The 25,587-nt window shown below is 58.2% G+C and carries 24 protein-coding genes and 1 riboswitch; of the genes, 6 read left to right on the forward strand and 18 right to left on the reverse strand.

The window, feature by feature from the left end; translation table 11 throughout:
• Position 1: 1 nt before the first annotated feature.
• From moaD to moaA, 4 genes are all read right to left on the reverse strand, one after another.
• A complete protein-coding gene (moaD, locus tag L350_RS13080) occupies positions 2-247 on the reverse strand; it encodes a molybdopterin synthase sulfur carrier subunit (RefSeq protein WP_022647502.1) in 246 nt (81 codons plus the stop codon).
• Positions 240-725, reverse strand: coding sequence for a cyclic pyranopterin monophosphate synthase MoaC (moaC, locus tag L350_RS13075; protein WP_032624619.1), 486 nt, complete (start codon positions 723-725; stop codon positions 240-242). The genes moaD and moaC overlap by 8 nt, the downstream gene beginning before the upstream one ends.
• Positions 726-728: 3 nt before the next feature.
• Complete coding sequence (gene moaB, locus L350_RS13070) at positions 729-1,241, reverse strand: molybdenum cofactor biosynthesis protein B (RefSeq protein ID WP_032624620.1); 513 nt, start codon at positions 1,239-1,241, stop codon at positions 729-731.
• Positions 1,242-1,265: 24 nt separating this feature from the next.
• Positions 1,266-2,255: a GTP 3',8-cyclase MoaA gene (gene moaA / locus L350_RS13065; protein ID WP_032624621.1), complete on the reverse strand. Its 990-nt coding sequence runs from the start codon at positions 2,253-2,255 to the stop codon at positions 1,266-1,268.
• Positions 2,243-2,376: riboswitch (molybdenum cofactor riboswitch) on the reverse strand. Its footprint overlaps the gene before it by 13 nt.
• 226 nt (positions 2,377-2,602) lie before the next feature.
• On the opposite strand from moaA, the gene yvcK reads away from it, so the two are divergent.
• Positions 2,603-3,511, forward strand: a complete 909-nt coding sequence (gene yvcK, locus L350_RS13060; protein ID WP_023299636.1) for a uridine diphosphate-N-acetylglucosamine-binding protein YvcK — start codon at positions 2,603-2,605, stop codon at positions 3,509-3,511.
• Between the two features lie 516 nt (positions 3,512-4,027).
• On the opposite strand, the gene uvrB is transcribed toward yvcK, so the two are convergent.
• Positions 4,028-6,043 (reverse strand): excinuclease ABC subunit UvrB, encoded by a 2,016-nt coding sequence (uvrB, locus tag L350_RS13055; protein WP_003858519.1) that lies wholly within the window; start codon positions 6,041-6,043, stop codon positions 4,028-4,030.
• A 748-nt stretch (positions 6,044-6,791) separates the two neighbouring features.
• Here uvrB and L350_RS13050 point away from each other — a divergent pair.
• On the forward strand, positions 6,792-7,514 hold the full coding sequence (locus L350_RS13050) for an ABC transporter ATP-binding protein (RefSeq protein WP_023305730.1): 723 nt from the start codon (positions 6,792-6,794) through the stop codon (positions 7,512-7,514).
• Here the strand turns inward: L350_RS13050 and bioD are convergent.
• The 4 genes from bioD to bioB are packed head-to-tail and all read right to left on the reverse strand — an operon-like array spanning position 7,477 to position 11,104.
• Positions 7,477-8,178 (reverse strand): dethiobiotin synthase, encoded by a 702-nt coding sequence (bioD, locus tag L350_RS13045; protein ID WP_074143142.1) that lies wholly within the window; start codon positions 8,176-8,178, stop codon positions 7,477-7,479. The two genes, L350_RS13050 and bioD, sit on opposite strands and share 38 nt — an antisense overlap.
• Positions 8,171-8,926 (reverse strand): malonyl-ACP O-methyltransferase BioC, encoded by a 756-nt coding sequence (bioC, locus tag L350_RS13040; protein WP_032624623.1) that lies wholly within the window; start codon positions 8,924-8,926, stop codon positions 8,171-8,173. The genes bioD and bioC overlap by 8 nt, the downstream gene beginning before the upstream one ends.
• On the reverse strand, positions 8,910-10,067 hold the full coding sequence (bioF, locus tag L350_RS13035) for an 8-amino-7-oxononanoate synthase (RefSeq protein ID WP_032624624.1): 1,158 nt from the start codon (positions 10,065-10,067) through the stop codon (positions 8,910-8,912). The genes bioC and bioF overlap by 17 nt, the downstream gene beginning before the upstream one ends.
• Positions 10,064-11,104: a biotin synthase BioB gene (gene bioB, locus L350_RS13030; RefSeq protein ID WP_017384942.1), complete on the reverse strand. Its 1,041-nt coding sequence runs from the start codon at positions 11,102-11,104 to the stop codon at positions 10,064-10,066. Before bioB ends, bioF begins: the two co-directional genes overlap by 4 nt.
• Before the next feature lie 86 nt (positions 11,105-11,190).
• Here bioB and bioA point away from each other — a divergent pair, with 86 nt between their 5' ends.
• Together bioA and L350_RS13020 are read left to right on the forward strand one after the other, a co-directional pair.
• Positions 11,191-12,480: an adenosylmethionine--8-amino-7-oxononanoate transaminase gene (gene bioA, locus L350_RS13025; protein ID WP_032624626.1), complete on the forward strand. Its 1,290-nt coding sequence runs from the start codon at positions 11,191-11,193 to the stop codon at positions 12,478-12,480.
• A 47-nt stretch (positions 12,481-12,527) separates the two neighbouring features.
• On the forward strand, positions 12,528-13,004 hold the full coding sequence (locus tag L350_RS13020) for a kinase inhibitor (RefSeq protein ID WP_003858531.1): 477 nt from the start codon (positions 12,528-12,530) through the stop codon (positions 13,002-13,004).
• Between the two features lie 103 nt (positions 13,005-13,107).
• Here the strand turns inward: L350_RS13020 and hutH are convergent, their stop codons facing one another.
• The 5 genes from hutH to hutI all read right to left on the reverse strand — a co-directional run bounded on the left by hutH (position 13,108) and on the right by hutI (position 19,353).
• Positions 13,108-14,628 (reverse strand): histidine ammonia-lyase, encoded by a 1,521-nt coding sequence (hutH, locus tag L350_RS13015; RefSeq protein WP_032624627.1) that lies wholly within the window; start codon positions 14,626-14,628, stop codon positions 13,108-13,110.
• Positions 14,625-16,313: a urocanate hydratase gene (gene hutU, locus L350_RS13010; protein ID WP_003858533.1), complete on the reverse strand. Its 1,689-nt coding sequence runs from the start codon at positions 16,311-16,313 to the stop codon at positions 14,625-14,627. Before hutU ends, hutH begins: the two co-directional genes overlap by 4 nt.
• Positions 16,314-16,440: 127 nt before the next feature.
• Complete coding sequence (locus L350_RS13005; protein WP_032624629.1) at positions 16,441-17,175, reverse strand: histidine utilization repressor; 735 nt, start codon at positions 17,173-17,175, stop codon at positions 16,441-16,443.
• A 19-nt stretch (positions 17,176-17,194) separates the two neighbouring features.
• Positions 17,195-18,133, reverse strand: coding sequence for a formimidoylglutamase (gene hutG / locus L350_RS13000; protein ID WP_032624630.1), 939 nt, complete (start codon positions 18,131-18,133; stop codon positions 17,195-17,197).
• Positions 18,130-19,353, reverse strand: a complete 1,224-nt coding sequence (gene hutI / locus L350_RS12995) for an imidazolonepropionase (RefSeq protein ID WP_032624631.1) — start codon at positions 19,351-19,353, stop codon at positions 18,130-18,132. Before hutI ends, hutG begins: the two co-directional genes overlap by 4 nt.
• A 223-nt stretch (positions 19,354-19,576) precedes the next feature.
• On the opposite strand from hutI, the gene L350_RS12990 reads away from it, so the two are divergent.
• A complete protein-coding gene (locus L350_RS12990; RefSeq protein WP_032624632.1) occupies positions 19,577-20,860 on the forward strand; it encodes a putative acyl-CoA thioester hydrolase in 1,284 nt (427 codons plus the stop codon).
• Between the two features lie 103 nt (positions 20,861-20,963).
• Here L350_RS12990 and pgl read toward each other — a convergent pair whose 3' ends face one another.
• Positions 20,964-21,959, reverse strand: a complete 996-nt coding sequence (gene pgl, locus L350_RS12985; RefSeq protein ID WP_023305719.1) for a 6-phosphogluconolactonase — start codon at positions 21,957-21,959, stop codon at positions 20,964-20,966.
• Between the two features lie 119 nt (positions 21,960-22,078).
• Here pgl and L350_RS12980 point away from each other — a divergent pair, with 119 nt between their 5' ends.
• Positions 22,079-22,897 (forward strand): pyridoxal phosphatase, encoded by an 819-nt coding sequence (locus tag L350_RS12980; RefSeq protein WP_032624633.1) that lies wholly within the window; start codon positions 22,079-22,081, stop codon positions 22,895-22,897.
• On the opposite strand, the gene modC is transcribed toward L350_RS12980, so the two are convergent.
• From modC to modA, 3 genes are read right to left on the reverse strand one after another with little or no spacing between them, the layout of a single operon-like run.
• On the reverse strand, positions 22,898-23,956 hold the full coding sequence (gene modC / locus L350_RS12975; RefSeq protein WP_032624634.1) for a molybdenum ABC transporter ATP-binding protein ModC: 1,059 nt from the start codon (positions 23,954-23,956) through the stop codon (positions 22,898-22,900).
• Positions 23,956-24,648: a molybdate ABC transporter permease subunit gene (gene modB, locus L350_RS12970; protein WP_032624636.1), complete on the reverse strand. Its 693-nt coding sequence runs from the start codon at positions 24,646-24,648 to the stop codon at positions 23,956-23,958. Before modB ends, modC begins: the two co-directional genes overlap by 1 nt.
• Positions 24,645-25,421, reverse strand: coding sequence for a molybdate ABC transporter substrate-binding protein (modA, locus tag L350_RS12965; protein ID WP_032624637.1), 777 nt, complete (start codon positions 25,419-25,421; stop codon positions 24,645-24,647). The genes modB and modA overlap by 4 nt, the downstream gene beginning before the upstream one ends.
• Positions 25,422-25,587: the final 166 nt, after the last annotated feature.

Consider the following 25,587-nt stretch of genomic DNA (forward strand, 5'->3'; position numbering starts at 1 on the left):
CTCAACCCCCTGTGACCGGCGGGAAGAAGGCCACTTCATCCCCATCAGCCAGCGGGTGGGTCAACTCCACCAGCGTCTGATTCACGGCGGCCAGCAATTTGCCTTCATCCAGCGCCAGCGCCCAGCGGTCGCTTTGCGCCGCCAGATGCGCACGCAGGGCGGCGACGTTTTCGAAAGAGCCGTCCAGCGTCAGGCTGTCGGTATTGATCAGCTCACGGACCTGGGCAAAAAAGAGCACCTTAATCATGGCTTTCCACCTTAAAATCACCGGATTTGCCGCCGCTTTTTGCCAGCAGACGCACCGGGCCAATCACCATATCTTTCTGCACCGCTTTACACATGTCGTAGATGGTCAGCGCCGCCACGGAGGCTGCCGTTAACGCCTCCATCTCCACACCGGTTTTCCCGGTTAAGCGGCACAGGGACTCGATACGCACGCGGTTATGCTCCGGCTGCGCCTGCAAATTTACCTCCACTTTGCTAAGCATCAGCGGATGGCAGAGCGGGATGAGGTCCCAGGTGCGTTTAGCGGCCTGAATACCGGCGATGCGGGCGGTGGCAAACACATCACCCTTGTGATGGCTACCGTCGATAATCATCGCCAGCGTCTCCGGCAGCATGGTGACGAACGCTTCAGCACGCGCCTCGCGCACCGTTTCGGCTTTGGCGGAGACATCCACCATATGCGCTTCGCCAGCGTCGTTTATGTGGGTCAGTTGTGACATAGCTTATTTCTTTAAATGGGGATGGAAATTACACGGACGGGTACGGGCATCCAGCTGCGGGGCAATAATGTTTTCCCACGCGGTGCGGCAGGCTTTGGTCAAGCCCGGCATGGCGAAGATCAGCGTCTTGTTCGCTACCCCCGCGACGGCACGGGACTGGAGCGTAGAGGTGCCAATCTCTTCAAATGAGAGCATGCGGAACACTTCGCCGAAGCCTTCTACTTCGCGATCGAACAGCGGAAGCAGCGCTTCCGGCGCCTGGTCGCCTGCGGTAAAGCCGGTGCCGCCAGTGATCAGTACAACCTGGACGTCATCACTCGCAATCCACTGTGAAACCTGAGCGCGAATGGCGTAACGGTTCTCTTTGACGATCGCTTTATCAACAATCTGGTGCCCGGCTTCGTGTGCCGCCTCGCGCAGCCAGTGGCCGGAGGTATCATCCTCTTCACCACGACGTTCGGAAACGGTAAGAATTGCAATGCGTGTCGGGATAAATTCCGCGCTTACCTGACTCATCTTCTGGTTCCTTCTAAAGCCTGATTACCCGCCGATATAGGACAGGTTCTGAGTAATGCCGGTGTTGCCCTGATGCAGGAAATGGGTCTGCTTTTTGTGCGTCAGCGCCTCGGAAATGCGTGCTTCAAGCGCGTCCTGTTGGGCGTCGTCTTCCAGCAAATCGCGCAGATCGACGCCGCCATCCCCGAACAGGCAGAGGTGCAGCTTGCCAACAGAGGAGACGCGCAGGCGGTTGCAGCTGGCACAGAAGTCTTTTTCATAGGGCATGATCAGGCCGATTTCGCCTTCATAATCCGGATGACAAAAGACCTGCGCCGGGCCATCGCTGCGCTGGCGGATCTGGTGGATCCAGCCGCGTTTCAGCAGTTCGTCACGCAGGACCATGCCGGAGATGTGATGGCGACGGAACAGCTCGCTGCCCTCCCCGGTCTCCATCAGCTCAATAAAACGCAGTTGAATGCGGCGCGGTTTGATCCACGCCAGAAAGGTGTCCAGCTGATGGTGGTTCACATCACGCATCAACACGGTATTGACTTTGACCTTGTCGAAACCGGCGGTGAACGCGGCATCGATGCCGTCCATTATCTGCTGGAACTTATCCTGGCCGGTAATGGCGTGGAACTGACGGGCGTCCAGGCTATCGACGCTGACGTTGATCGCCGTCAGCCCCGCATCGCGCCAGTTCGCCACGTCACGCGCCATGCGGTAACCGTTGGTGGTCACCGCTATCTGGCGGATACGTTCGTTTTCACGCACGGCGGCAATGATGTCAGGGAAATCACGGCGCAGGGAGGGCTCTCCCCCGGTAAGACGCACTTTTTCCGTACCGAGTTCAGAGAACGCGCGCGTGACGCGGCGTACTTCATCCACGGAGAGAAAGCCGTTGTTGGTGACGCTGCCCGGCTTGTAGCCGTCGGGCAGGCAGTAGGTGCAACGGAAGTTACACACGTCGGTAATCGACAAACGTAAGTAGAAAAACTTACGCGCGAAAGCATCAGTAAGTTGTGAAGCCATGTACACCTTTCCAGATCGGGAGGCACAGTCATTTCTTTCTGTACCCTGGTGGCAAATCCGCCACGGCCAGGGCGCCATATCTCTCGACACAGGCGCCAGGGCTAGAGTGTATGTTTTCAGTTTTGAAAACGTGGTTATGGCGATAGTAGCGTGGAAATCGCCACTTCGCCATTGTCGCTTTTCGCTATATAAATTTATAAATAACGATGTTATCGTGCATTTTCACTATAGAATACGCAAAAACAGCGCTTTCGCATTGATATACGTCATTATGGTTTGTGAGAGGCATCGTCTTTTAGGAGTAGTTGCGTTACTGTGACGCAAGCTTAACAGGATAAGGAATAGGTATGCGCAATCGCACTTTTGCGGATCTGGACCGCGTGGTCGCTCTTGGAGGAGGTCACGGTCTGGGACGGGTTATGTCGTCGTTATCGTCACTGGGCTCACGCCTGACGGGCATCGTGACAACAACGGACAACGGCGGCTCAACCGGGCGGATCCGACGTGCTGAAGGCGGGATAGCCTGGGGTGATATGCGCAACTGCCTCAACCAGCTCATCACTGAGCCAAGCGTGGCCTCGGCGATGTTTGAGTACCGTTTTGGGGGAAATGGCGAACTTTCAGGCCATAACCTTGGAAATCTGATGTTAAAGGCGCTGGATCACCTGAGCGTGCGCCCTCTGGAAGCGATCAATTTAATTCGTAACCTGCTAAAAGTGGATGCGTTCCTGATCCCGATGTCCGAACAGCCGGTAGATTTGATGGCGATCGATGCTGACGATCACGAAGTGTATGGTGAAGTGAATATCGACCAGCTTCTCCTTCCGCCAAAAGAGCTGATGACCTACCCCAGCGTACCCGCAACGCGTGAAGCGGTTGAAGCGATTGGCGAGGCCGATCTGATCCTGATTGGGCCGGGGAGTTTTTATACCAGCCTGATGCCGATCCTGCTGGTGAAAGAGCTGGCGCAGGCGCTGCGCAGAACGCCTGCGCCCATGGTCTATATCGGTAATTTAGGCCGCGAACTCAGTCCGGCGGCGGCAAGCCTGTCGCTGGCGGATAAGCTGGACCTGATGGAACAGTATGTTGGTAAGAAAATTATCGATGGTGTCGTGGTCGGGCCAAAAGTAGATGTGTCGGGGATTGGCGATCGCGTGGTGGTGCAGGAGCCGCTGGAAGCCAGCGATATTAAATATCGCCACGACCGCCATCTGCTGCGCGAGGCGCTGGAGAAGGCGATTCAGGCATTAGGTTAGGTTCGTTTTGTGCGGCCTGATGCCCTCACCCCGGCCCTCTCCCACAGGGCTGAGGGTTCCCCACAAATTAATGCGAGCACTGAGCAATCCCCTCGCCCCTCCGGGGAGAGGGTTAGGGTGAGGGGAACATACGGCGGTGGTGGTCATTCCGTTCACTTTATGTTCCTTGCTACTCTGTAACGACATGACCGGTGAACGTGCCAGGGTGGCTCAGTCGCCACCACCCTGGCGACCCGGGCTCCCGGCGGTAAATCGCCGCTTCGCGGTGCCCTCGGCTTATTCCTTCCGGCTTATCGGGTACGGGCGGAGGCAACATCCCTGTAAAGCCGCCCTCTCGGCGCATCCCTGCGCCTCGCCCCGGCCGGAAGGCAAACGCCTCAGCGATTTACAGCCGGACCAGGGCATCGCTGACAGCCCTCAGTCATTTAGAAAGCAACTTTATTGCTTTTGCATAAAAAAATTACTGGGGATCCCTCAGCCCACAGGGAGAGGGAGAAAACGCCACCGGGCAAAAAACTACGATGCCGCAATAAACAGATCCCGCAGCTGATGCAGCTGATCGCGGATTTGCGCAGCCTCTTCGAACTCCAGATTCTGCGCGTGCTGCATCATCTGCCCTTCCAGCTCGTGGATCTTTTGCTGCAACGCTTTCGGGGTCAGCGCGACGGTATCCTCTTCCACCACTGAACGGGCCTTGCCGCGCCCTTTCGCTTTGGTCTTCGCAATGTTCTGACCCAGCGCCAGGATATCCACCACTTTCTTGTTCAGCCCCTGCGGCGTGATGCCGTGCTCTTCGTTATAGCGCTGCTGCTTCTCGCGACGACGTTCCGTTTCGCCAATCGCTTTGGCCATCGACGGGGTGATTTTATCCCCGTACAGAATCGCCTTCCCGTTGACGTTACGCGCGGCACGGCCAATGGTCTGGATCAGCGAGCGCTCGGAACGCAGGAAGCCCTCTTTGTCCGCATCCAGAATCGCCACCAGCGACACTTCCGGCATATCCAGACCTTCTCGCAGAAGGTTGATACCCACCAGCACGTCGAACTCGCCCAGGCGCAGGTCGCGGATGATCTCCATACGCTCCACGGTATCAATATCCGAGTGCAGATACCGCACCTTCTCGCCGTGTTCTTCCAGATACTCCGTCAAATCCTCCGCCATACGTTTGGTGAGCGTGGTCACCAGTACACGCTCGTTGATGGCGGAACGGGCACGTATTTCCGAGAGCAGATCGTCCACCTGCGTCGCCACCGGACGCACCTCGATAATCGGATCCAGCAGCCCGGTCGGACGCACAACCTGGTCCACCACGTCATCACCGGATTTCTCCAGCTCGTAGTTGCCCGGCGTCGCCGATACGTAGATGGTCTGCGGAGCAAGCGCCTCAAATTCTTCAAACTTCATCGGACGGTTGTCCAGCGCTGACGGCAGTCGGAATCCGTACTCCACCAACGTCTCTTTACGCGCGCGGTCACCGCGGTACATCCCGCCGATCTGGGGGATCGTAACGTGGGATTCGTCGATCACCAGCAGGCCGTCCGCCGGAAGGTAGTCAAACAGCGTCGGCGGCGCTTCGCCCGGCCCGCGTCCGGAGAGGTAGCGCGAGTAGTTTTCGATGCCGGAGCAGTAGCCCAGCTCGTTCATCATCTCCAGATCGAACTGGGTACGCTGGCTCAGGCGCTGCTCTTCCAGCAGCTTGTTGTTCGCCAGCAGCACCTTGCGGCGGTCTGCCAGCTCAATTTTAATCTCTTCCATCGCCTGTACGATACGCTCGCGTGGCGTCACGTAGTGCGTTTTTGGGTAGATGGTGAAGCGCTGGATCACCGACTCCACATGACCGGTCAGCGGATCGAACAGCGACAGGCGTTCAACCTCTTCATCAAACAGCTCTACGCGCAGCGCCATGTCGTCCGATTCCGCCGGGAAGATATCAATCACCTCACCACGTACGCGGAAGGTCCCGCGCTGGAACGCCTGATCGTTACGGGTGTACTGCAGCTCCGCCAGACGGCGCAAAATCGCCCGCTGATCGATGATCATCCCCTGCGTCAGGTGCAGCATCATCTTGAGATAGAGATCCGGATCGCCCAGGCCGTAGATCGCCGACACCGAGGCCACCACCACCACATCACGACGCTCCAGCAGCGCCTTGGTCGCCGACAAACGCATCTGCTCGATATGTTCGTTCACCGAGGCATCTTTCTCGATAAACGTGTCGGAGCTGGGAACGTAGGCTTCCGGCTGGTAGTAGTCGTAGTAGGAGACGAAATACTCCACCGCGTTTTCCGGGAAGAACTCTTTCATCTCACCATACAGCTGCGCCGCCAGCGTTTTGTTCGGCGCGAGAACCATCGTAGGACGCTGAAGATCGGCAATGACGTTGGCAATAGTGAAGGTTTTACCCGAACCGGTTACCCCCAGCAGGGTCTGGTGCGCCAGCCCGTCTTCCAGCCCCTCTTCCAGGCGACGAATGGCCTCGGGCTGATCCCCGGAAGGACGGAAAGCAGAATTCAATTTGAACGGTTTACTCATGGGCGACGACCTGATGACAGAATAAGCGGCAGGTGAGTAATTTTACTCGTTGTGGCCAGGATTGCCAGTAAAAAACACTGGATGGAAAACCAGTAGCGTGTCAGGATATTTAGCGTAGCGCAGAGAGGATTAGTGCGTTCGCGAGCTAAATTTCAACTGTGACAATATAAAACACCAGCCTCAGGGGGTTATCCCCAGAACTATTACTTTTTTAACATTTGTCAAGGGCGGTTATGAAAGTTTTATGGCAACAGGTGTCGCTGGCGCTGAGGGAATTGCTTTTATCTAATTCGTTAAAAAATATAGACTATTTCCTAAAGCCGCGTTTCGCATCAATTTGGGCGTAACCCGCGTATTCTCTCGCTTATCGCGTGTTTTCTAACTCTAATGCACAAGGTTATCCACAGGAATAGTGGATAACTGCCTCCAGCCCGTACAGCATGCACTCCAGCAAATTCCCGGTTTTTCCCACGAAGCGGCAGTAAAAAATTTTTATCACTCTTTTTTGCCTGGAAAACGTTCATTTTTTCATAAGTAACCGGCGAGATCTTAATCACAATTCCGTCATTTTCCCTGCACCACGATTCGACACGCACGGCACCGGGAGCGTGCAATTCGAACAAACGTTAAGCTTTTAGCAGTGGGTTATTCCTAAAAATGGCTCTTTTTTAATCATTATTTTGTTGCTGGCAGGCGTTTTGCAGATATCAGCCTGAGCATTACCCCACACATTTTTAAGGAGAGAAAGATGTTGAGTCTGCGTGCTGTAAATCAGTTTTACGGAAGCCAACATACGCTATGGAACGTGAATATCGATTTCCCGCAAGGCATCTGTACGGGCATTGTTGGCCTGCCTGGCATGGGTAAATCCACGCTCATGAACTGCATTACCGGAAAGGTGCCCGTTGAGAGCGGCACCATCATCTGGCATGAGGCTGGCGCGCCGCCGCGTAATTTGCTCAGCCCTGCGTCAGCATTAACGGCGCCGCCAACGATAGGCTACGTCCCGCAGGATCGGCGGATATTTTCCCAACTGACCGTCGATGAAAATCTGCATATCGCTATGCGGGCGACGGGGAAATCCGACCCGACATCAAAAAATGACGTGTACGCCCTGTTTCCGGAGCTCTATCCGCTGCGACAGAGCCGTGCCTCTGCGCTGTCCCCCGACGACCAGTATCAGCTGGCCCTCGCCAGTGCGCTGGTTAATCGCCCGCGCGTGTTGATTCTGGATGAGCCCATGTATGGCGCAGGGCAAGGCTTCGCCCGCAGGCTGGGTCAACTGCTGGTACGGTTGAATCGGGAGCTGGGAATGACGGTGCTGTTAGCGGAGCAACAGCTGTCGTTTATCCGCCGGGTAGCGGATCGTTTCTGCATGCTCTATCGCGGGCGTAACGTGGCACAGGGCCACGTTAACGAGCTGGATGACGACCTTATTGCGCACTGGATGGCGCGGGACATAAGGCGCTGAGGTCAAGATAGCGTCCGGTTTCCGCCTGCTCTGCGCCGTCGGCAAGCCACGGGATCTCGCCGAGAAACGGCGCAGGCAGCACCCGCTTCAGCGTCGCCAGATACTCAGCATGACGTTTACCCGGCGCAACCACGTCATTGGCAATCCACCCTGCCAGACGCAACCCGGCCTGCTGCACGGCCTGAGCGGTCAGCATGGCGTGATTGATACAGCCAAGCTTCACGCCGACTACCAGAATGACCGGAAGCTGTTCGGCCTGCACCCAGTCAGCAAAGGTCTGCTCGTCGGACAGCGGGGTAAACCAGCCGCCAGCCCCCTCCACCAGCACCCAGTCGGCCTGCGTTTCCAGGTTGCGTAATCCGGAAGAGAGCACCGAAAAATCAATCGAACGATCTTCATCGGCGCTGACGATGTGCGGCGAGGTGGGTTCAGCAAAGGTATAGGGGTTCACCGCAGAATAGGCCAGCGCAAGGCTGCTGTTACGCTGTAGCGCCAGCGCATCAGTATTGCGTAAGCCTTCCGGCGTCATCTCGCTGCCGGAGGCTACGGGCTTATACCCGGCCGTTGTTTTCCCCAGCAGACGCGCCGCCTGCAACAGCGCGGCGCTGGCAACCGTTTTACCGACTTCGGTGTCCGTACCGGTAACAAAATAACGTTCAGTCACGTTCAATAATCCCATGAAAAAGATGATAAGAGAGCGGGAACCGGCCCCGATCCTGCGGCCAGGCCAGCCCGAGACGCTGGAGTTGTTCGCGGGTAAGGGGTTTCTTCTCCCGACCGGCGTGCAGGTGCGTCGCGCCTATGCCCTTAAGAGAGCGCATGGCGCTTAACGCATCGCTAAATTCGAGGGTGACGGTCTGGACCACGCTGCGATAGCGCCAGCCGGCCAGCGCCTGTGTGACCTGTTCGTGCGAGAGAAACCGGTTGGCGTGCGGCTGCGCATCCACCGCCCTCCACGCCTGATTCAGCTCCGGCAACGAACTTTCCAGCAGGGTGGTAAAGGCCACCGCTCCGCCGGGCCGTGCCACGCGGTAAAGCTCGCGTAGCGCCTGCGACAGGCTGGTGCACCACTGCACCGCCAGATGGCTCCAGACGAGGTCAAACAGCGCATCCTCCAGCGGGATGGCCTCGATATCGGCCACCAGATAGCGCTCTGCTGACTGCTGCTGGCGGGCTTCATCCAGCATCTGCGCGGATAAATCCAGCGCCGTGACGTGGCTGCCCGTTGCGCGCCAGTAGCGGCTATTGCCGCCTGGCCCGCAGCCCGCGTCCAGCACCTGCATAAAATGCCCCTCCCCGAGCGCGGCCAGCAGCCCGCGCGCGCTCAGGCGTTGCAGCTCATCGTGCTGTGAATAGCTTTGCGCTGCCCGGCCAAACGCAGCGGCAACGGCCTGTTTATTGACGGGAGACATACAGTGCCTCCAGAAGGGTATCGATATCCTGCGGCTCGTGCGCTGCCGTAAGCGTCAGACGCAAGCGCGCGGTGCCTGGCGGCACGGTGGGTGGGCGGATCGCCGTGACCCACTGCCCGCGTTCTCGTAGCGCCTGTGCCAGCATCAGCGCCCGATGGTTTTCACCCACAATCACGGGCTGAATGGCGCTGTGCGAGTCGGTAAGCCGGTAAGGCAGTTCGCTTACCCCCCGGCGGAAACGCTGAATATGGTCGGCCAGGCGAGCCCGGCGTTCAGCGCCGTCTTCGCCGCGGATCACCGCAAGCGACGCAGAGAGTGCCACGGCCTGCGCCGGGGGCATGCTGGTGCTGTAGATCAGGTGCCGGGCGAACTGCACCAGGTAGTCGGCCACCGGCTCGCTGCACAACACCGCGGCACCGCTGACGCCGAAGCCTTTGCCGAAGGTGACCACCAGCAGTTCCGGCCTGACGCCCTGCTGATAAGCGCTTCCGCGCCCCTCCTCGCCGGTGACGCCAATGCCGTGGGCATCGTCGACCAGCAGCCATGCGTTTTGCTGTTTTGCGGCGTCGTGCAACGCGGCCAGGGGCGCGCTGTCGCCGTCCATGCTAAATACCCCTTCCGTGACCGCCAGCTGAAGCCCTGAACAGGGTTTACCCAGCAGGACGTTCAGCTGAGAGGCATCGTTATGGGCAAAACGCCGCAGCTGTGCCGGGCTGAGACTGGCGGCTTCAAGCAGGGAGGCGTGGCTCAGGCGGTCCGCGATGATGCGGTCGTCTTTGCCCATCAGGGCGGCAATCACCGCCTGATTCGCGGCAAAACCGGAGATAAACAGCAGCGCCCGCGGGTAGCCCAGCCAGTCGGCCAGCTCTTCCTCCAGCGCCTGATGGGCCGTGGTGTAGCCGCTGACGTGCCCGGAGCCACCGCTGCCCACGCCGTAACGATCCGCGCCCTGCTGCCAGGCACGAACGATCTGCGGGTGCTGGCTCAGGCCCAGATAATCGTTGCTGGAGAAATTACAGAACCGCTCTCCTTCCCGGGTGAGAAAACGGCCTGCACCGTTTTCCACTACCCTGCGTACCCGAAATGCATCCGCCGCCCGCCGCTCGTCGAGCGCGGTCCTGATACGTGCCTGCCAGGTCATACGGCTGCCGCGTTGTAGAACTGGTCAGTGTCGGCGTTGAATATCTGCTGCTCCAGCTGCTGTTGTTGCTCATTATCCCCCGCCTGTACCCCGGTCTGGTGTGGGTTCAGCCCCAGCTTGCGGAACAGCTGAACGTCTTTGTCCTCTTCCGGGTTTGGTGTGGTCAGCAGTTTGCAACCGTAGAAGATGGAGTTGGCCCCGGCCATAAAGCACATCGCCTGGGTCTGCTCGCTCATCTGCTCGCGACCGGCAGAGAGGCGAACGTAAGAGGTTGGCATCATGATGCGCGCCACCGCGATGGTGCGGATGAAATCGAAGGCATCCACGTCCTCATTATCCGCCAGCGGCGTGCCTTTTACCTTCACCAGCATGTTGATGGGCACGCTTTCCGGCGGGGTCGGCAGGTTCGCCAGCTGTAACAGCAGGCCGGCACGATCTTTTACCGTTTCGCCCAGTCCCACGATCCCGCCGGAACAGACCTTGATCCCCGCATCACGCACTTTATCCAGCGTGTCCAGACGCTCCTGATAGGTGCGCGTGGTGATGATGTTGCCGTAGAATTCCGGCGAGGTATCGAGGTTGTGATTGTAGTAATCCAGCCCTGCCGCCGAGAGGCGCTGCGCCTGCTCCTCGTTCAGCGTACCCAGTGTCATGCAGGCTTCAAGCCCCATCTCCTTCACCCCCTTCACCATCTGCTCCAGATAGGGCATGTCGCGGTCATGGGGGTTTTTCCACGCCGCGCCCATGCAGAAGCGGGTTGAGCCAGCGTTTTTGGCCTTGCGCGCTGAGTCGAGCACCTGCTCGACTTCCATCAGGCGCTCGGATTCGAGACCGGTTTTATAGCGCGCGCTTTGCGGGCAATATTTGCAGTCTTCCGGGCAAGCCCCGGTTTTAATCGACAGCAGCGTGCTGACCTGAACATGACGCGGATCGAAGTGCTGGCGGTGCACCTGTTGCGCTTCAAACATGAGCTCCAGGAAAGGTTTGTTGAATAATTCAGTGACTTGCGACATCGTCCAGCGTGCGTGGTGAGCCATCGGGCTTCTCCAAAGGGTTTTGTTAATTGTCGGTTCGGTTTATACTTGTAAACCTAAAACTTTTCAAAATGGTTTACAAGTCGATTATGACCCAGGACGATCTCACCTTCGACAAGCAGCATATCTGGCACCCTTACACCTCCACGACCCGCCCCCTTCCCGTCTATCCGGTAGCCTCGGCCCACGGCTGCGAGCTGCATCTCGCCAGCGGCGAGCGGCTTGTTGACGGGATGTCCTCCTGGTGGGCGGCGATCCATGGCTACAACCACCCGCGTCTGAACGCGGCGATGAAAGCGCAGATTGACCAGATGTCACACGTAATGTTTGGCGGGATCACGCATCAGCCCGCGGTGGATTTATGCCGTCGCCTGGTAGCGATGACGCCTGAATCGCTGGAGTGTGTTTTCCTGGCTGATTCCGGCTCGGTGGCCGTGGAAGTGGCGATGAAAATGGCGTTGCAGTACTGGCATGCGAAGGGCGAAACGCGCCAGCGGTTCCTCACCTTCCGCAACGGCTATCACGGCGACACCTTCGGGGCGATGTCGGTGTGCGATCCGGACAACTCCATGCACAGCCTGTGGAAAGGCTACCTGCCGGAAAACCTGTTTGCGCCAGCCCCGCAGAGCCGCTTCGACAGCGAATGGGACGAGATGGACATGGTGGGCTTCGCGCGGTTGATGGCGGCCCATCGCCACGAGATTGCCGCCGTTATTCTCGAACCGATTGTGCAGGGCGCGGGCGGAATGCGGATGTATCACCCCGAGTGGCTGAAGCGCATTCGGAAGATGTGCGACCGCGAAGGGATTTTGCTGATTGCCGATGAGATCGCCACCGGCTTTGGCCGTACCGGGAAGCTGTTTGCCTGCGAGCATGCGGGGATCGCGCCGGATATTCTGTGCCTGGGGAAAGCGCTCACCGGCGGCACCATGACGCTCTCCGCCACGCTCACCACCCGCCAGGTTGCCGACACCATCAGCGACGGCGACGCGGGCTGCTTTATGCACGGCCCGACGTTTATGGGCAACCCGCTGGCCTGCGCCGTGGCAAGCGAAAGCCTCGCCATTCTGGAGAGCGGCGAGTGGCAGACGCAGGTGGCGGCGATTGAGGCGCAGCTGAAGCAGCAGCTAAGCGCAGCGGTGGAGGCGGAATACGTCGCGGACGTCCGCGTGCTGGGCGCCATCGGGGTGATCGAGACAACGCATCCGGTGAACATGGCCGCGTTGCAGCGCTTCTTCGTTGACCAGGGCGTTTGGGTGCGACCTTTCGGTAAGCTGATTTACCTCATGCCGCCGTACAGTATTTCTCCGGATCAGCTCCACAAGCTGACCGGGGCAATGGTTAAAGCCGTTAACATATCAGCGCATTTCACGATTTAACCCCATGCGTTACACTTTCTGAATGAGTGAGTAACGAGGGAAATAGGATGAAAATCATCAGTAAAGATTTGCGCGACGGCGAAAAGCTGCCGGAACGTCACGTGTTTAACGGGATGGGTTATCAGGGAGATAATATCTCTCCCCATCTGGCGTGGGACGATGTACCAGCGGGAACCAAAAGTTTTGTCGTGACCTGCTACGATCCGGATGCGCCAACCGGCTCGGGCTGGTGGCACTGGATCGTGGCAAACCTGCCCGCCGACACCCGCGTGCTGCCGCAGGGTTCCGGTTCCGATCTGGTTGCCCTGCCCGACGGTGCGATTCAGACCCGCACGGACTTTGGCAAAGCGGGCTACGGCGGCGCGGCGCCGCCAAAAGGGGAAACGCACCGCTATATCTTCACGGTGCACGCGCTGGATGTGGACAAGATTGAGGTTGACGAAGGGGCGAGCGGGGCAATGGTAGGCTTTAACGTCCATTTCCATTCGCTGGGCAGCGCGTCGATTACGGCGATGTATTCATAATCGTGCGGGCTGATGCCCTCACCCCGGCCCTCTCCCACAGGGAGAGGGAGAAAACCTAACAATTCCCTCTCCCTGTGGGAGAGGGTTAGGGTGAGGGTAAAAATCACAGCACGGAAGGTAGCAGTCCTGCAAGGGTTTCTTCTTCCAGAAGCTGTATCGCCTTATCAATATCCGGCGCAAAGAAGCGGTCCTCATCGTAGTGCGTAACGTGCTCGCGCAGCGTATGACGCGCCTGCTCCAGCAGCGGGCTGGATTTTAGCCCTTCGCGTAAATCAATACCCTGACACGCCGCCAGCCATTCCACCGCCAGCACGCCGCGGGTGTTGGAGGCCATCTCCCACAGTCGACGCCCGGCAGCCGGGGCCATCGAAACGTGATCTTCCTGATTTGCTGACGTTGGCAGGCTGTCCACGCTGTGCGGATGCGACAGGGCTTTGTTTTCGCTTGCCAGTGCTGCGGCGGTGACCTGGGCGATCATAAAGCCCGAGTTCACCCCACCGTTGCGCACCAGGAATGGCGGCAGCTGGGACATGTGTTTATCCATCATTAGTGCGATTCGACGCTCGGACAACGCTCCGATTTCGGCAATCGCCAGCGCGATATTATCTGCGGCCATCGCCACCGGCTCGGCGTGGAAGTTGCCGCCGGAGACCACCTCGTTTTCCTGAGCAAATACCAGTGGGTTGTCGGACACAGCATTGGCCTCCACCAGCAGCACTTCTGCCGCCTGGCGAAGCTGTGTCAGGCATGCGCCCATCACCTGCGGCTGGCAGCGCAGAGAATACGGATCCTGCACCTTCTCGCAGTTGTGATGCGAATCGGCAATGTCGCTGGTATCGGTAAGTACGTGGCGGTACATGGCTGCGGCATCAATCTGACCACGCTGGCCGCGCACCTCGTGGATGCGGGCATCGAACGGACGACGCGAGCCGAGCACCGCTTCAGTGGTCAGCGCACCACACACCACCGCGGAGGCGAACAGATCTTCCGCTTCAAACAGGCCGCGCAGCGCAAAGGCCGTCGACGCCTGCGTGCCGTTGAGCAGCGCCAGCCCTTCTTTTGCCGCGAGGGTGATCGGCGCTAAGCCGGCTTTTTTCAGCGCCTCTTTCGCAGGCAGCCACTCCCCTTGCCAGCGCGCCTTGCCTTCACCCAGCAGGAGCAGTGACATATGCGCCAGCGGCGCCAGATCGCCGGAAGCTCCGACGGAGCCTTTTGCCGGTATCCACGGATAAACTTCCGCATTCACCAGCGCCATCAGCGCCTGGATCACGCTCAGACGAATGCCGGAAAACCCACGCGCCAGGCTGTTGATTTTCAACACCATCATCAGGCGGACGATCTCATCGTCCAGCGGCTGGCCAACCCCCGCCGCGTGCGACAACACCAGCGAACGTTGTAAATTCTCCAGATCGTGCGTGGCAATGCGGGTCTGTGCCAGCAGGCCAAACCCGGTATTGATGCCGTAGGCGGTGCGCCCCTCCGCTACAATCGCCTCCACGCAGGCCACGCTGTCATTAATGGCACGGTGGGCGCTTTCATCAAGGGCGAGTGTCACCGGCTGACGCCAGACGTGACGCAGCTGTTTGAGCGACAAAGAGCCGGGAGTAAGTGTTAACGCGTTCATGCAGGCTTTCCTTGTGTGGCGGGGATCATCGGCAGGTTCAGGCCCTGCTCTTTGGCACAATCAATGGCAATCTCGTAACCCGCATCCGCGTGGCGCATTACGCCGGTTGCCGGGTCGTTATGCAGCACGCGAGCAATACGTGCCGCCGCTTCGTCGGTACCGTCACAGACGATGACCATCCCGGAGTGCTGGGAGAAGCCCATCCCGACGCCGCCGCCGTGGTGCAGCGACACCCAGGTTGCGCCACTGGCGGTGTTCAGCAGGGCATTCAGCAGCGGCCAGTCGGAGACCGCATCCGAGCCGTCGCGCATGGCTTCGGTTTCACGGTTCGGACTGGCGACAGAGCCGGAGTCCAGGTGGTCGCGGCCAATGACGATCGGCGCGGAGACTTCGCCGCTGCGCACCATTTCGTTAAAGGCGAGGCCGAGTTTTTGCCGCCACTCCAGCCCGACCCAGCAGATACGCGCTGGCAGGCCCTGGAAATTAATGCGCTCGCGCGCCATGTCCAGCCAGCGGTGCAGATGTTCATCGTCGGCGACAATTTCCTTCACTCTGGCGTCGGTTTTGTAGATATCCTCCGGGTCGCCGGACAGGGCAACCCAGCGGAACGGCCCGATGCCGCGGCAGAACAGCGGACGAATATAGGCGGGCACGAAGCCGGGGAAGTCAAAGGCGTTATTCACCCCCATCTCTTTCGCCATCTGGCGGATGTTATTCCCGTAATCAAAGGTCGGAATCCCCATCTTACTGAAGGCGAGCATCGCGGAGACGTGTTCCGCCATGGCGCGTTTAGCCGCCAGTACCGTGCCCTCAGGATCGGTTTCCGCTTTTTGCTGGTAATCTTCCCACGTCCAGCCTTTTGGCAGGTAACCATGAAGCGGATCGTGAGCGCTGGTCTGGTCGGTGACCAGATCCGGACGCACGCCGCGCGCCACCAGTTCCGGCAGAATATCCGCCGCGTTGCCGCACAGGGCAACCGACACGGCTTTGCCTTCAGCGGTGTACTTTTTGATGCGCGCCAGCGCGTCATCGAGGTTGTCGGCCTGTTCATCAACATAGCGGGTACGCAGACGGAAATCGATGCGGCTCTGCTGGCACTCAATGTTCAGGGAGCACGCGCCGGCCAGCGTCGCGGCCAGCGGCTGCGCGCCGCCCATGCCGCCCAGTCCGGCGGTTAGCACCCAGCGGCCTTTCAGTGAGCCGTTATAGTGCTGTCGGCCCGCTTCCACGAAGGTTTCATAGGTGCCCTGCACAATCCCCTGGCTGCCGATGTAGATCCAGCTGCCCGCGGTCATCTGGCCATACATGGCCAGCCCTTTTGCGTCCAGCTCGTTGAAGTGTTCCCACGTCGCCCAGTGCGGCACCAGGTTGGAGTTGGCAATCAGCACACGGGGCGCATTTTTATGGGTTTTGAATACGCCAACCGGTTTGCCGGATTGCACCAGCAGCGTTTCGTCGTTTTCGAGATTCGTCAAAGACTCAACAATCGCGTCATAGCACGCCCAGTTGCGCGCGGCGCGGCCAATGCCGCCGTAGACCACCAGCTCATGGGGATTCTCTGCTACCTCAGGATCAAGGTTGTTCATCAACATGCGCAGCGGTGCTTCGGTAAGCCAGCTTTTTGCGGTGAGCGTGGTGCCGCGCGCGGCGCGGACATCCTGCTTGCGGTATTTATCTGACGACATTGTGTGTTCCTCATAAGGGACAGGTGATGCATTTAGATATACTTGTATAGACAAGCACACACAAGGCCGGATTTAACAAAAAAGATACAATTTTGCTATATTGCGTTAGCGATCACGCTTATAAAACTTATGACATAAAGTGGCCCTGCAACCGGTAACGATTCCCCGGGAACAGCAGCTTCGCATGCGACACGATCTGCGAGGATGACCAGGTACGACGGCGGATCAGCAGGCAGGGATCGTGCTCTTTAATACGCAACAACTCGCACTCCTGAGGCGTGGCGCGCACGGCCTCCACGATATGCTCCCCTTCCGTCAGCGGGGCGACGAGCGAGAGATACGCATGCGGTGTGGTTTGGGTGTAATCCTGGTTCAGGTAGTCCGGGATCCGCTCCGCGTTGACGCAGCGATCTTCAATCTGGACCGGAATATCGTTCTCATAATGCACCATCACCGAATGGAAGATCCGGGTGCCCTCATTAACGTTCAGCTCAATGGCCTGTTCGGCGCTGGCCTGCGTCTCTTCAAGCACCAGCACTTCGCAGTGGTGCTGATGGTTGCGGGCGGCAATTTCATCGGCAATGCTGCGGATTTCAAACAGCGCCGACTGTCCTTTTGGCTCGGCGACAAAGGTTCCGACACCCTGCAAACGCACCAGCAACCCTTCATCGGTCAGTTCCCGCAGCGCCCGGTTAATGGTCATTCGACTAAAGCCAAACTGCGCGACCAGTTCAGCTTCGGAGGGAATACGGTCGTGCGGACGCCAGACGCCGGCAGCAATTTTTTCGCTGATCGCCTGCTTCACCTTTTCGTAAAAAGGCGCGGGAGGGCTCGGCTGCGGCAGGGGCGAGCGTGAAAACATCATGACTCCTTGAATGTTGTTATGCCCACCAGTGAGCAATTTGCCAGGCCAGTCGGGCGGCAAGCTTCGCCCCCTGACCGTCCCGGTCGTAGTGCGGATTATATTCCACCAGATCCACCGCCTGTAGTTTACCGCTTCGGCAGATACGCTCAATCGCCGGGAACAGATCCAGCGCCGGGATCCCCAACGCCGCAGGGGCGGATACGGCGGGCATTTCTGCGGCGGGCAGCACATCGAGGTCAATGGTGAGATAAACCCGGTCTGCCTGCGCAAGCACGCTATCCAGCGCGGATAGCGCATCCCGGCGAAAATCGAGATCTTCAACCAGCATCACGTTCAACAGTTCAGCTTCCTCCCACAGCGCCTGGGTATTCGCCGCACGGCTTACCCCCAGGCAGGCGTAGTGAAACGCCCGCGACTGCGACGCGCAGTAGTGCGCCAGCTGGCGGAACGGCGTGCCGGACGTAGCCCGTTCAGCCTTACGTAAATCGAGGTGCGCATCCAGGTTGATCACCGCAATGCGATCGTTCGGAAAGGCGTCAAGCACGCCGCGCCCGTGCGCCCAGGCGGTTTCATGTCCACCGCCAAAAACCAGAGTACGCATCCCGGATTGCTGGCACGCGGTTATGGCCTCGCTCAGCGCCTGCTGTGCCGCCTCCAGCGCATTGCCTTCAACAAAAATGGAGCCCATATCCACGAGGCGCGCATGCCCCTGATGGCTCGCCATATTCGCCAGCGCGCCGCGCAGCACATCGGGAGCCTGTGCAGCACCGGGCCTGCCCTGGTTACGCTTAACCCCTTCATCACATTCAAAGCCCAGCAGGGCGATGCCTGACGGCACGGGTGCAAAGTGTACGCGCTGCTGTATGGTCTGGAAGAGACGTTTCGCGGTGCTGGATTCGGCGCTGTCGTCACGACCCTGCCAGACCTGCGGGGAAACGGGATGCCACAATTTCATGCTACCTGCCCCCGAAACACGCGTTGATATAAAGGATTCCGCCCCGGCTCGTAAACCATCTCAACCGGATGCTTCGCCTCCCAGACGACGAAATCAGCCACATAACCGGGCTTTAACTGCCCGTGTGTCGCACCACGACCTAGCGCCTGCGCCGCATGCCGCGTCACGCCAGCCCAGGCCTCTTCCGGCGTGAGGCCAAACTGGACGCAGGCCATGTTCATTGCCAGATGCAGGCTGGCAAACGGGCTGGTGCCCGGGTTGTAGTCGGTAGCCACCGCCATCGGCACGCCCTGCTCTCTGAGCTGCGCCACCGGTGGACGCTGGCGCTCCTGAAGAAAATAGAACGCGCCGGGGAGCAATACCGCCACCGTGCCGCTTTGCGCCATCGCCTGAATACCTGAATCATCGAGATACTCAATATGATCGGCCGACAGCCCCTTATACTGGCTGACCAGCGCCGCGCCGCCCAGATTCGACAGCTGCTCTACATGCCCTTTAACCGGTATCCCGAGCGCGGCGGCGGCCTGGAACAGGCGCTCGGTTTGCGCCGGGGTAAAGCCGACGTTTTCACAAAACACGTCCACCGCTTCAAATAACTCTTTTTGCCACAGCGTGGGCATGATCTGCTCACAGACCAGCGTGAGATAGGCATCCGGATCCTGTCGGTACTCGGCAGGAACGGCGTGCGCGGCCAGCAGCGTCGGGCTGATATCGACCAGATTGTTCAGGCTGAGCTGGCGGGCAACCAGCAGCATTTTCTCTTCGGCCTGGGCATTCAGTCCGTATCCCGATTTGATTTCAATGGTCGTTACGCCTTCATTCATCAGCCGCTGGAGCCGCTGCTGTGCCACCGTCAGGAGCATTTCCGGCGAACTGTTGCGGGTCGCCGTGACCGTGGCGTTAATACCGCCGCCCTGCGCGCTGATGGTCTGATACGACACGCCGTTAAGCCGTTGCTCCCATTCCGCTGCGCGATCGCCGCCGAACACCAGATGGGTGTGGCAATCGATCAGGCCGGGAGTAACCAGACGCCCGTCGAGATCGACACACTGACGATGCCCGGAGGGGATCTCGGCTTCAGGAATAACGGCCGCAATCGTCTGGCCGCGCACGACGAGGGCATGTTGTTCTTTCAGACCATAGGGTTCCGGCTCACCTGTTGCCAGGGTCGCCAGTCGCGCATTTCGCCATATCACATCATCGGGATGAAGCTGCTGCATGTGCCTTCCGCTTGTCATGGGTTGTATAGACATTTATTTTCATCTGTCACCTGCTGTCAACCGCCTTGCAGGAAAATGTTATTTATTTGTGATGACTTTCCCGTCGCCTGCGGGCAAAAATGCAACTTTTCCCGTTTTTATCTTCCCGTTTCGCTCAACTTAGTATAAAAAAGCAGGCTATTTCGTCTATTCAGATAAGACTTGCATACCCAGGAGCATTACCTTGAATATTTCCAGGATTTCCCGTCTGGCGTTGGCACTCGCCTTTGGCGTGACTTTATCCGCTTGCAGTTCAACACCACCGGATCAGCAACCTTCTGAGCAGGTTGCTCCGGGCACCGCTTCCCGTCCGATCCTGTCAGCGGCTGAAGCGAAGAACTTCACCCGTGCGCACTATTTCACGGCGATGGATCCCAATGCAGCCCCATGGACGCCTTCTTCTATTAACCTGCCGAAACAGCCAGACTTCGTTGTCGGCCCGGCCGGAGCAGAGGGCGTTACGCACACCTCAATTCAGGCAGCTGTTGATGCCGCAATCACCAAACACAGCGCATCTCGTCAGTACATTGCCATCCTGCCGGGTGAATACGAAGGAACCGTTTATGTTCCGGCTGCACCGGGAAGCATTACGCTTTACGGACTTGGCGAAAAAGCGGTCGACGTGAAAATTGGCCTGGCGATTGATTCAGAGATCGACAGCACCACCTGGCGCCATCTGGTGAACCCGGCCGGTAAATACATGCCAGGTAAACCGGCGTGGTATATGTTTGATAACTGCCAGCGCAAACGTGCCGCCACCATTGGCGTGATGTGCTCGGCAGTATTCTGGTCACAGAACAATGGCCTGCAATTGCAGAACCTGACCATTCAGAACACCCTGGGCGACAGCGTTGACGCCGGTAATCACCAGGCCGTGGCGCTGCGTAGCGATGGCGACAAGGTACAGATTAACAACGTCAATATCCTGGGCCGCCAGAATACCTTCTTCGTGACCAACAGCGGCGTGCAGAATACCCTTCAGAACAATCGTCTGACGCGTACTCTGGTCACCAACAGCTACATTGAAGGCGACGTGGATATGGTCTCCGGTCGCGGCGCGGTGGTATTTGATAACACCGACTTCCGCGTGGTGAATTCACGTACGCAGCAGGAAGGTTACGTCTTTGCCCCGGCCACGCAGTCCAATCTGTTCTATGGCTTCCTGGCCGTGAATAGCCGCTTTACTGCTGCTGGCGATGGCGTGGCGCAGCTTGGCCGCTCTCTGGACGTGGACTCCGCCACTAACGGCCAGGTCGTGATCCGCGACAGCGTGATTAACGAAGGCTTTAACATGGCGAAACCGTGGGCGGATGCGGCGATCTCGAAACGTCCTTTCTCCGGCAACACCGGCACGGTGGATGATAAAGACAACGTGCAGCGTAACCTGAACGACGCTAACTTCAACCGCATGTGGGAATACAACAACCGCGGTCTGGGTAGCAAAGTGGTTGCTGAACCGAAGCAGTAAAATGCCTGCTGCCGGGTGGCGGCTACGCCTTACCCGGCCTACCTCATGCATTAACCACGCATAAAAAAACCTCGCATGTGCGAGGTTTTTTTTCGTCTACGGATCAGTGAGCGTTAATTACAACCCACATCGGCCCTTGTCCGACCGCATAGCGTCCTTTCTCTTCCAGTAGACCCTGCACGCCTTTGATTTCATAGAGCGCGATGTGGTGGGATTTCTGCCCCGCCGCAATCAGGTATTTGCCGCTGTGATCGACATTAAAGCCGCGCGGCTGGGTTTCTGTCGGCTGGAAGCCCTCAACTGCCAGAACGCTGCCGTCTTCTGAGACGCTGAAGACGGTGATCAGACTGGAGGTACGGTCACAGGCATACAGGTGGCGGCCATCCGGCGTGATGTGAATGTCTGCCGCCCAGCGTGTGTCGGAGAAATCAGCTGGCATCATGTCCAGCGTCTGTACGCACTCGATCTGCCCGTTAGGATCGTTCAGCTCCCAGACATCTACCGAGCTGTTCAGCTCGTTAACGACATAGGCATACTGCTGATTCGGGTGGAAGACCATATGGCGCGGGCCTGCGCCTTCCACGGTGGTGACTTCCGCCGGGCTCTGCGCGACCAGATGACCGTCATCGCTCAGGGTAAACAGGCAGATGCGATCCTGCTTCAGCGCTGGCACCCACAGCGTGCGGTTATCCGGCGAAATGTTGGCGGAGTGGCAACCCTCAAGCCCTTCTACCACGTCGACGGTTTCAACGGGAATACCGTCTTCCAGGCGGGTGACGCTCACGCAGCCTGCATTGTAGGAGCCGCTGAAGATAAAGTTGCCTTTATGGTCGGTAGAAATATGGGTCGGGCTGCCCGGCAGCGGCGCTTCTGCGGTATAGGTCAGCGCGCCGTCATCCGGGGAGATGCGGTATGCGAGTACGCGGAATTCCGGGCGTACCCCGACATAAAGAAAACGTTTATCCGGGCTGACGACCATCGGCTGCACCTGGCCTGGCACATCAACAACCTGAACCAGCGTAAGCGAACCTTCTGTATTCAAACGCCAGACATGGATCTGCTGACTTTCAGGACTGGCGGTATAAACGGTTTGTTTCATGAATACTCCTGATTATTTTTAACGGTGAATGCTGAATTGTAGTCCGGGATTTTGCAGGGTTCCGCTCTCGGTGTACCATCCCGACAGACCTTAAATTCAACATTAACCCGGAAGAAAAAATGACCTCGCGAGTGATTGCCCTGGATTTAGACGGAACACTGCTTACCCCTCAGAAAACCCTGCTCCCCTCTTCTCTTGAGGCCCTCAAACGAGCCCGGGAAGCGGGGTATCAACTTCTCATCGTAACGGGTCGACATCACGTAGCCATTCATCCTTTTTATCAGGCACTGGGCTTAGATACACCTGCAATTTGTTGTAATGGCACTTATTTGTATGATTATCAGGCAAAAAAGGTTTTAACCTCTGATCCGCTTCCCGTTGCGCAGGCGCTGCAATTGATTGATTTACTGGATGAGCACGCGATTCACGGCCTGATGTATGTGGATAACGCCATGCTGTATGAACGCCCTACCGGCCATGTGATCCGCACCAGCAACTGGGCCCTGTCTCTGCCGGAAGCGCAGCGTCCGGTGTTCACTCAGGTTTCCTCCCTGCGCCAGGCGGCGGAAGACGTCCAGGCAATCTGGAAATTTGCCCTGACCGATGAAGACACCGCCAAACTGAATACTTTCGCAAAACATGTCGAGCATACGCTGGGTCTGGAATGTGAATGGTCCTGGCACGATCAGGTGGATATCGCCCGTAAAGGCAACAGCAAAGGAAAGCGTCTGACCCAGTTCGTTGAGTCACAGGGCTGGTCAATGCAGGACGTGATTGCCTTCGGCGATAACTATAACGACATCAGCATGCTGGAAGCGGCCGGAACGGGCGTGGCGATGGGCAACGCCGATGATGCGGTGAAAGCGCGTGCTAACGTGGTGATTGGCGATAACACCACCGACAGCATCGCGCAGTATATTTATACCCACCTGCTGTAATCAGGCGGTGATAGAGACGCTCTTGATTTGCGCGTAAAGCCACAGGCCAGGCTTGATGCCTAACTCATCCCTGGCCCACGGGCTGATGCGCGCCCACAGCGTTCTGTTGCCCACTTCCAGTTGCACTTCTACCTGGCCGTTATCATCAAAACACTGCGCCACTTTTGCGCGCAAAATATTGCGGATACTGGTTTGCAGCGGCGGTTGCAGCACCAGGGAGACATCCGACGCCTGAATGCGGATCCGTAACGTGGACTGAATCGGCGTATCGATTTTATTCACCCACAAATGCTGGTCACCCAGCGCCAGCGCGGTCATCGCATAATGTGGATGGTGCTCCAGCACGCTCACCTTCAGAATGCTGCTCTGCTGCTCCTTTGGCAGCCACGGATGCATAACGCTGCTGCCCCATACCTCTTCCAGATTGCCGAATGCCTTCACCCTGCCCGCCTCCAGCACCAGCACTTTGTCGGCCAGATGTAAGATCTCATCCAGCGAATGGCTGACGTACAGCATGGGCACGTTGATTTCCCGCGCCAGACGTTGCAGATACGGCAGCAACTCGCGCTTGCGCGGAATATCCAGCGAGGCCAGCGGCTCATCCAGCAGCAACAATTCCGGCGCGGTTAACAGGGCGCGGCCAATCGCCACGCGCTGTTTTTCACCACCCGACAGCGAAGACGGGAGACGATCAAGCAGCGGTTCGATGCCCAGCAGCGCCACCAGCTTATCGAACTGTCCGGCCATGCTTTTTGCCATGCCATAGCGCAGATTTCCGCGCACGCTGTAGTGCGGAAACAGGCGCGCATCCTGAAACACATAGCCGATGCGGCGCTTATCCGGTGACAGGCAGACCTTCTTCTCCGCGTCGTTTAAGACGCGGTTATTTAACACAATTCTGCCAGACTGGGGACGCGTCAGGCCGCTAATCGCATTAATCAGCGACGTTTTCCCTGCCCCGGAAACGCCAAAAATGGCGGTGATACCGCTGGCAGGCAGCGTTTCGTTAAGCGTCAGAGTGTGGCTGCCCATGGTTTGCGTAAAGTTGAGTTCCAGCATCACGGTTTCCCCATCCGTTCACGGCTGAGGCGCGCCAGCCATTCAGACAACAGCAGCGAGACCAGGGCGAGTACAATCGAAATAATACACAGCCGGGCCGCCGCACCTTCGCCACCCGGGGTTTGAATCAGGGTATACATGGCCGACGGGATGGTCCGCGTCTCGCCGGGAATGTTGGACACAAAGGTGATGGTCGCGCCGAACTCACCCAGTGAGCGGGCGAAGGCTAACACCGTACCGACGATAATGCCCGGTAAGGTGAGCGGAAGCGTAATGGTCAGGAATACCCGCCAGCGGCCTGCGCCCAGCGTGCGGGCGGCCTGCTCTAGCCGGATATCCACCCCCTCCAACGCCAGGCGGATAGCGCGCACCATTAGCGGGAAGGACATTACTGCCGCGGCCAGAACCGCGCCGCGCCAGCTGAAAGCAAAGGTCAGGCCGAACCAGTCGTACAGCCATTCGCCGATAAAACCGCGTCGCCCCATGGAGATCAGCAGCAGATAGCCGACCACCACAGGCGGTAACACGAGCGGAAGATGGAGAACACTGTCGAGCAGGGCTTTGCCTGGAAACTTCACGCGAACCAGTAACCAGGCAAAGAACACCCCAAAGGGCAAACTCAGCGCAACCGCCAGGGAAGAGACTTTCAGGCTCAGCAGCACGGCCTGCCATTCAGGTTCGGTCAATATCATTCGTGAGTCGTAAATCCGTAACGTTTAAAGATAGCGGACGCTTCAGGCCCCTTCAGGTAGTCAACGAAGGCCGTCACGGTCGCATTTTTATGTCCATCAACTATCGCAACAGGATATTCTACTTTCTTATGCGAGTCTTCCGGGAAGGTACCGACCACCTTCACACCTTTACTGGCGACGGCATCGGAGCCGTAAACGATCCCGAGTGGCGCTTCGTTACGCTCCACCAGCGCCAGCGCGCCGCGCACATCTTCTGCGGGAGCCAGCTTCGGCGATAAGGTCTCCCATGCGCCCAGTTTTTGCAGCGCTTCTTTCGCATAAATCCCGGCAGGGACATGCTCCGGATCGCCCACCGCCAGACGGCCACCGTTGAGCAGACGGGTCCAGTCCGTCTGTTTGTTGATGGCGATGTCGCCCTGCTTACTGTTTGCGGGCGCGACCACCACCAGGCTATTTCCCAGCAGGGTTTCGCGGCTAGCCGTATCAACAGATTTTTTCTCCACCGCGTAGTCCATCCATTTCTGATCGGCAGAGATGAACAGATCAGCCGGAGCCCCCGCTTCGATCTGGCGGGCCAGCGTGGACGAGGAGGCAAACGACGAAACGACCTCGACGTTTTTCTCTTTTTTGTATACCGCAGCAATATCCTGCATCGCGTTAGTCAGCGACGCCGCCGCAAAGACCGTGATTTTTCCTTCATCCGCCAGCGCGTGGGCGGTGAGTGAGAGAGTCAGTGTTGCCCCTGCGAAAAGGCGTACCCATGAACGTGCCATTTGAAGCTCCTGTGCGTATCGTTATATACAAACAAATATAACGACATATCGCAGGCGTTCCTAGCGCTAAATCGTACCCATTAATGTGTAAACTCAAGGAACGTTGTAAAAGATATCGGCGGGAGAGGAATAAACTTGAGAGCAAAACGCCCGGGCTGGCCGGGCG

Source organism: Enterobacter sp. MGH 4, assembly GCF_000534735.1.
Lineage (GTDB): Bacteria > Pseudomonadota > Gammaproteobacteria > Enterobacterales > Enterobacteriaceae > Enterobacter > Enterobacter intestinihominis.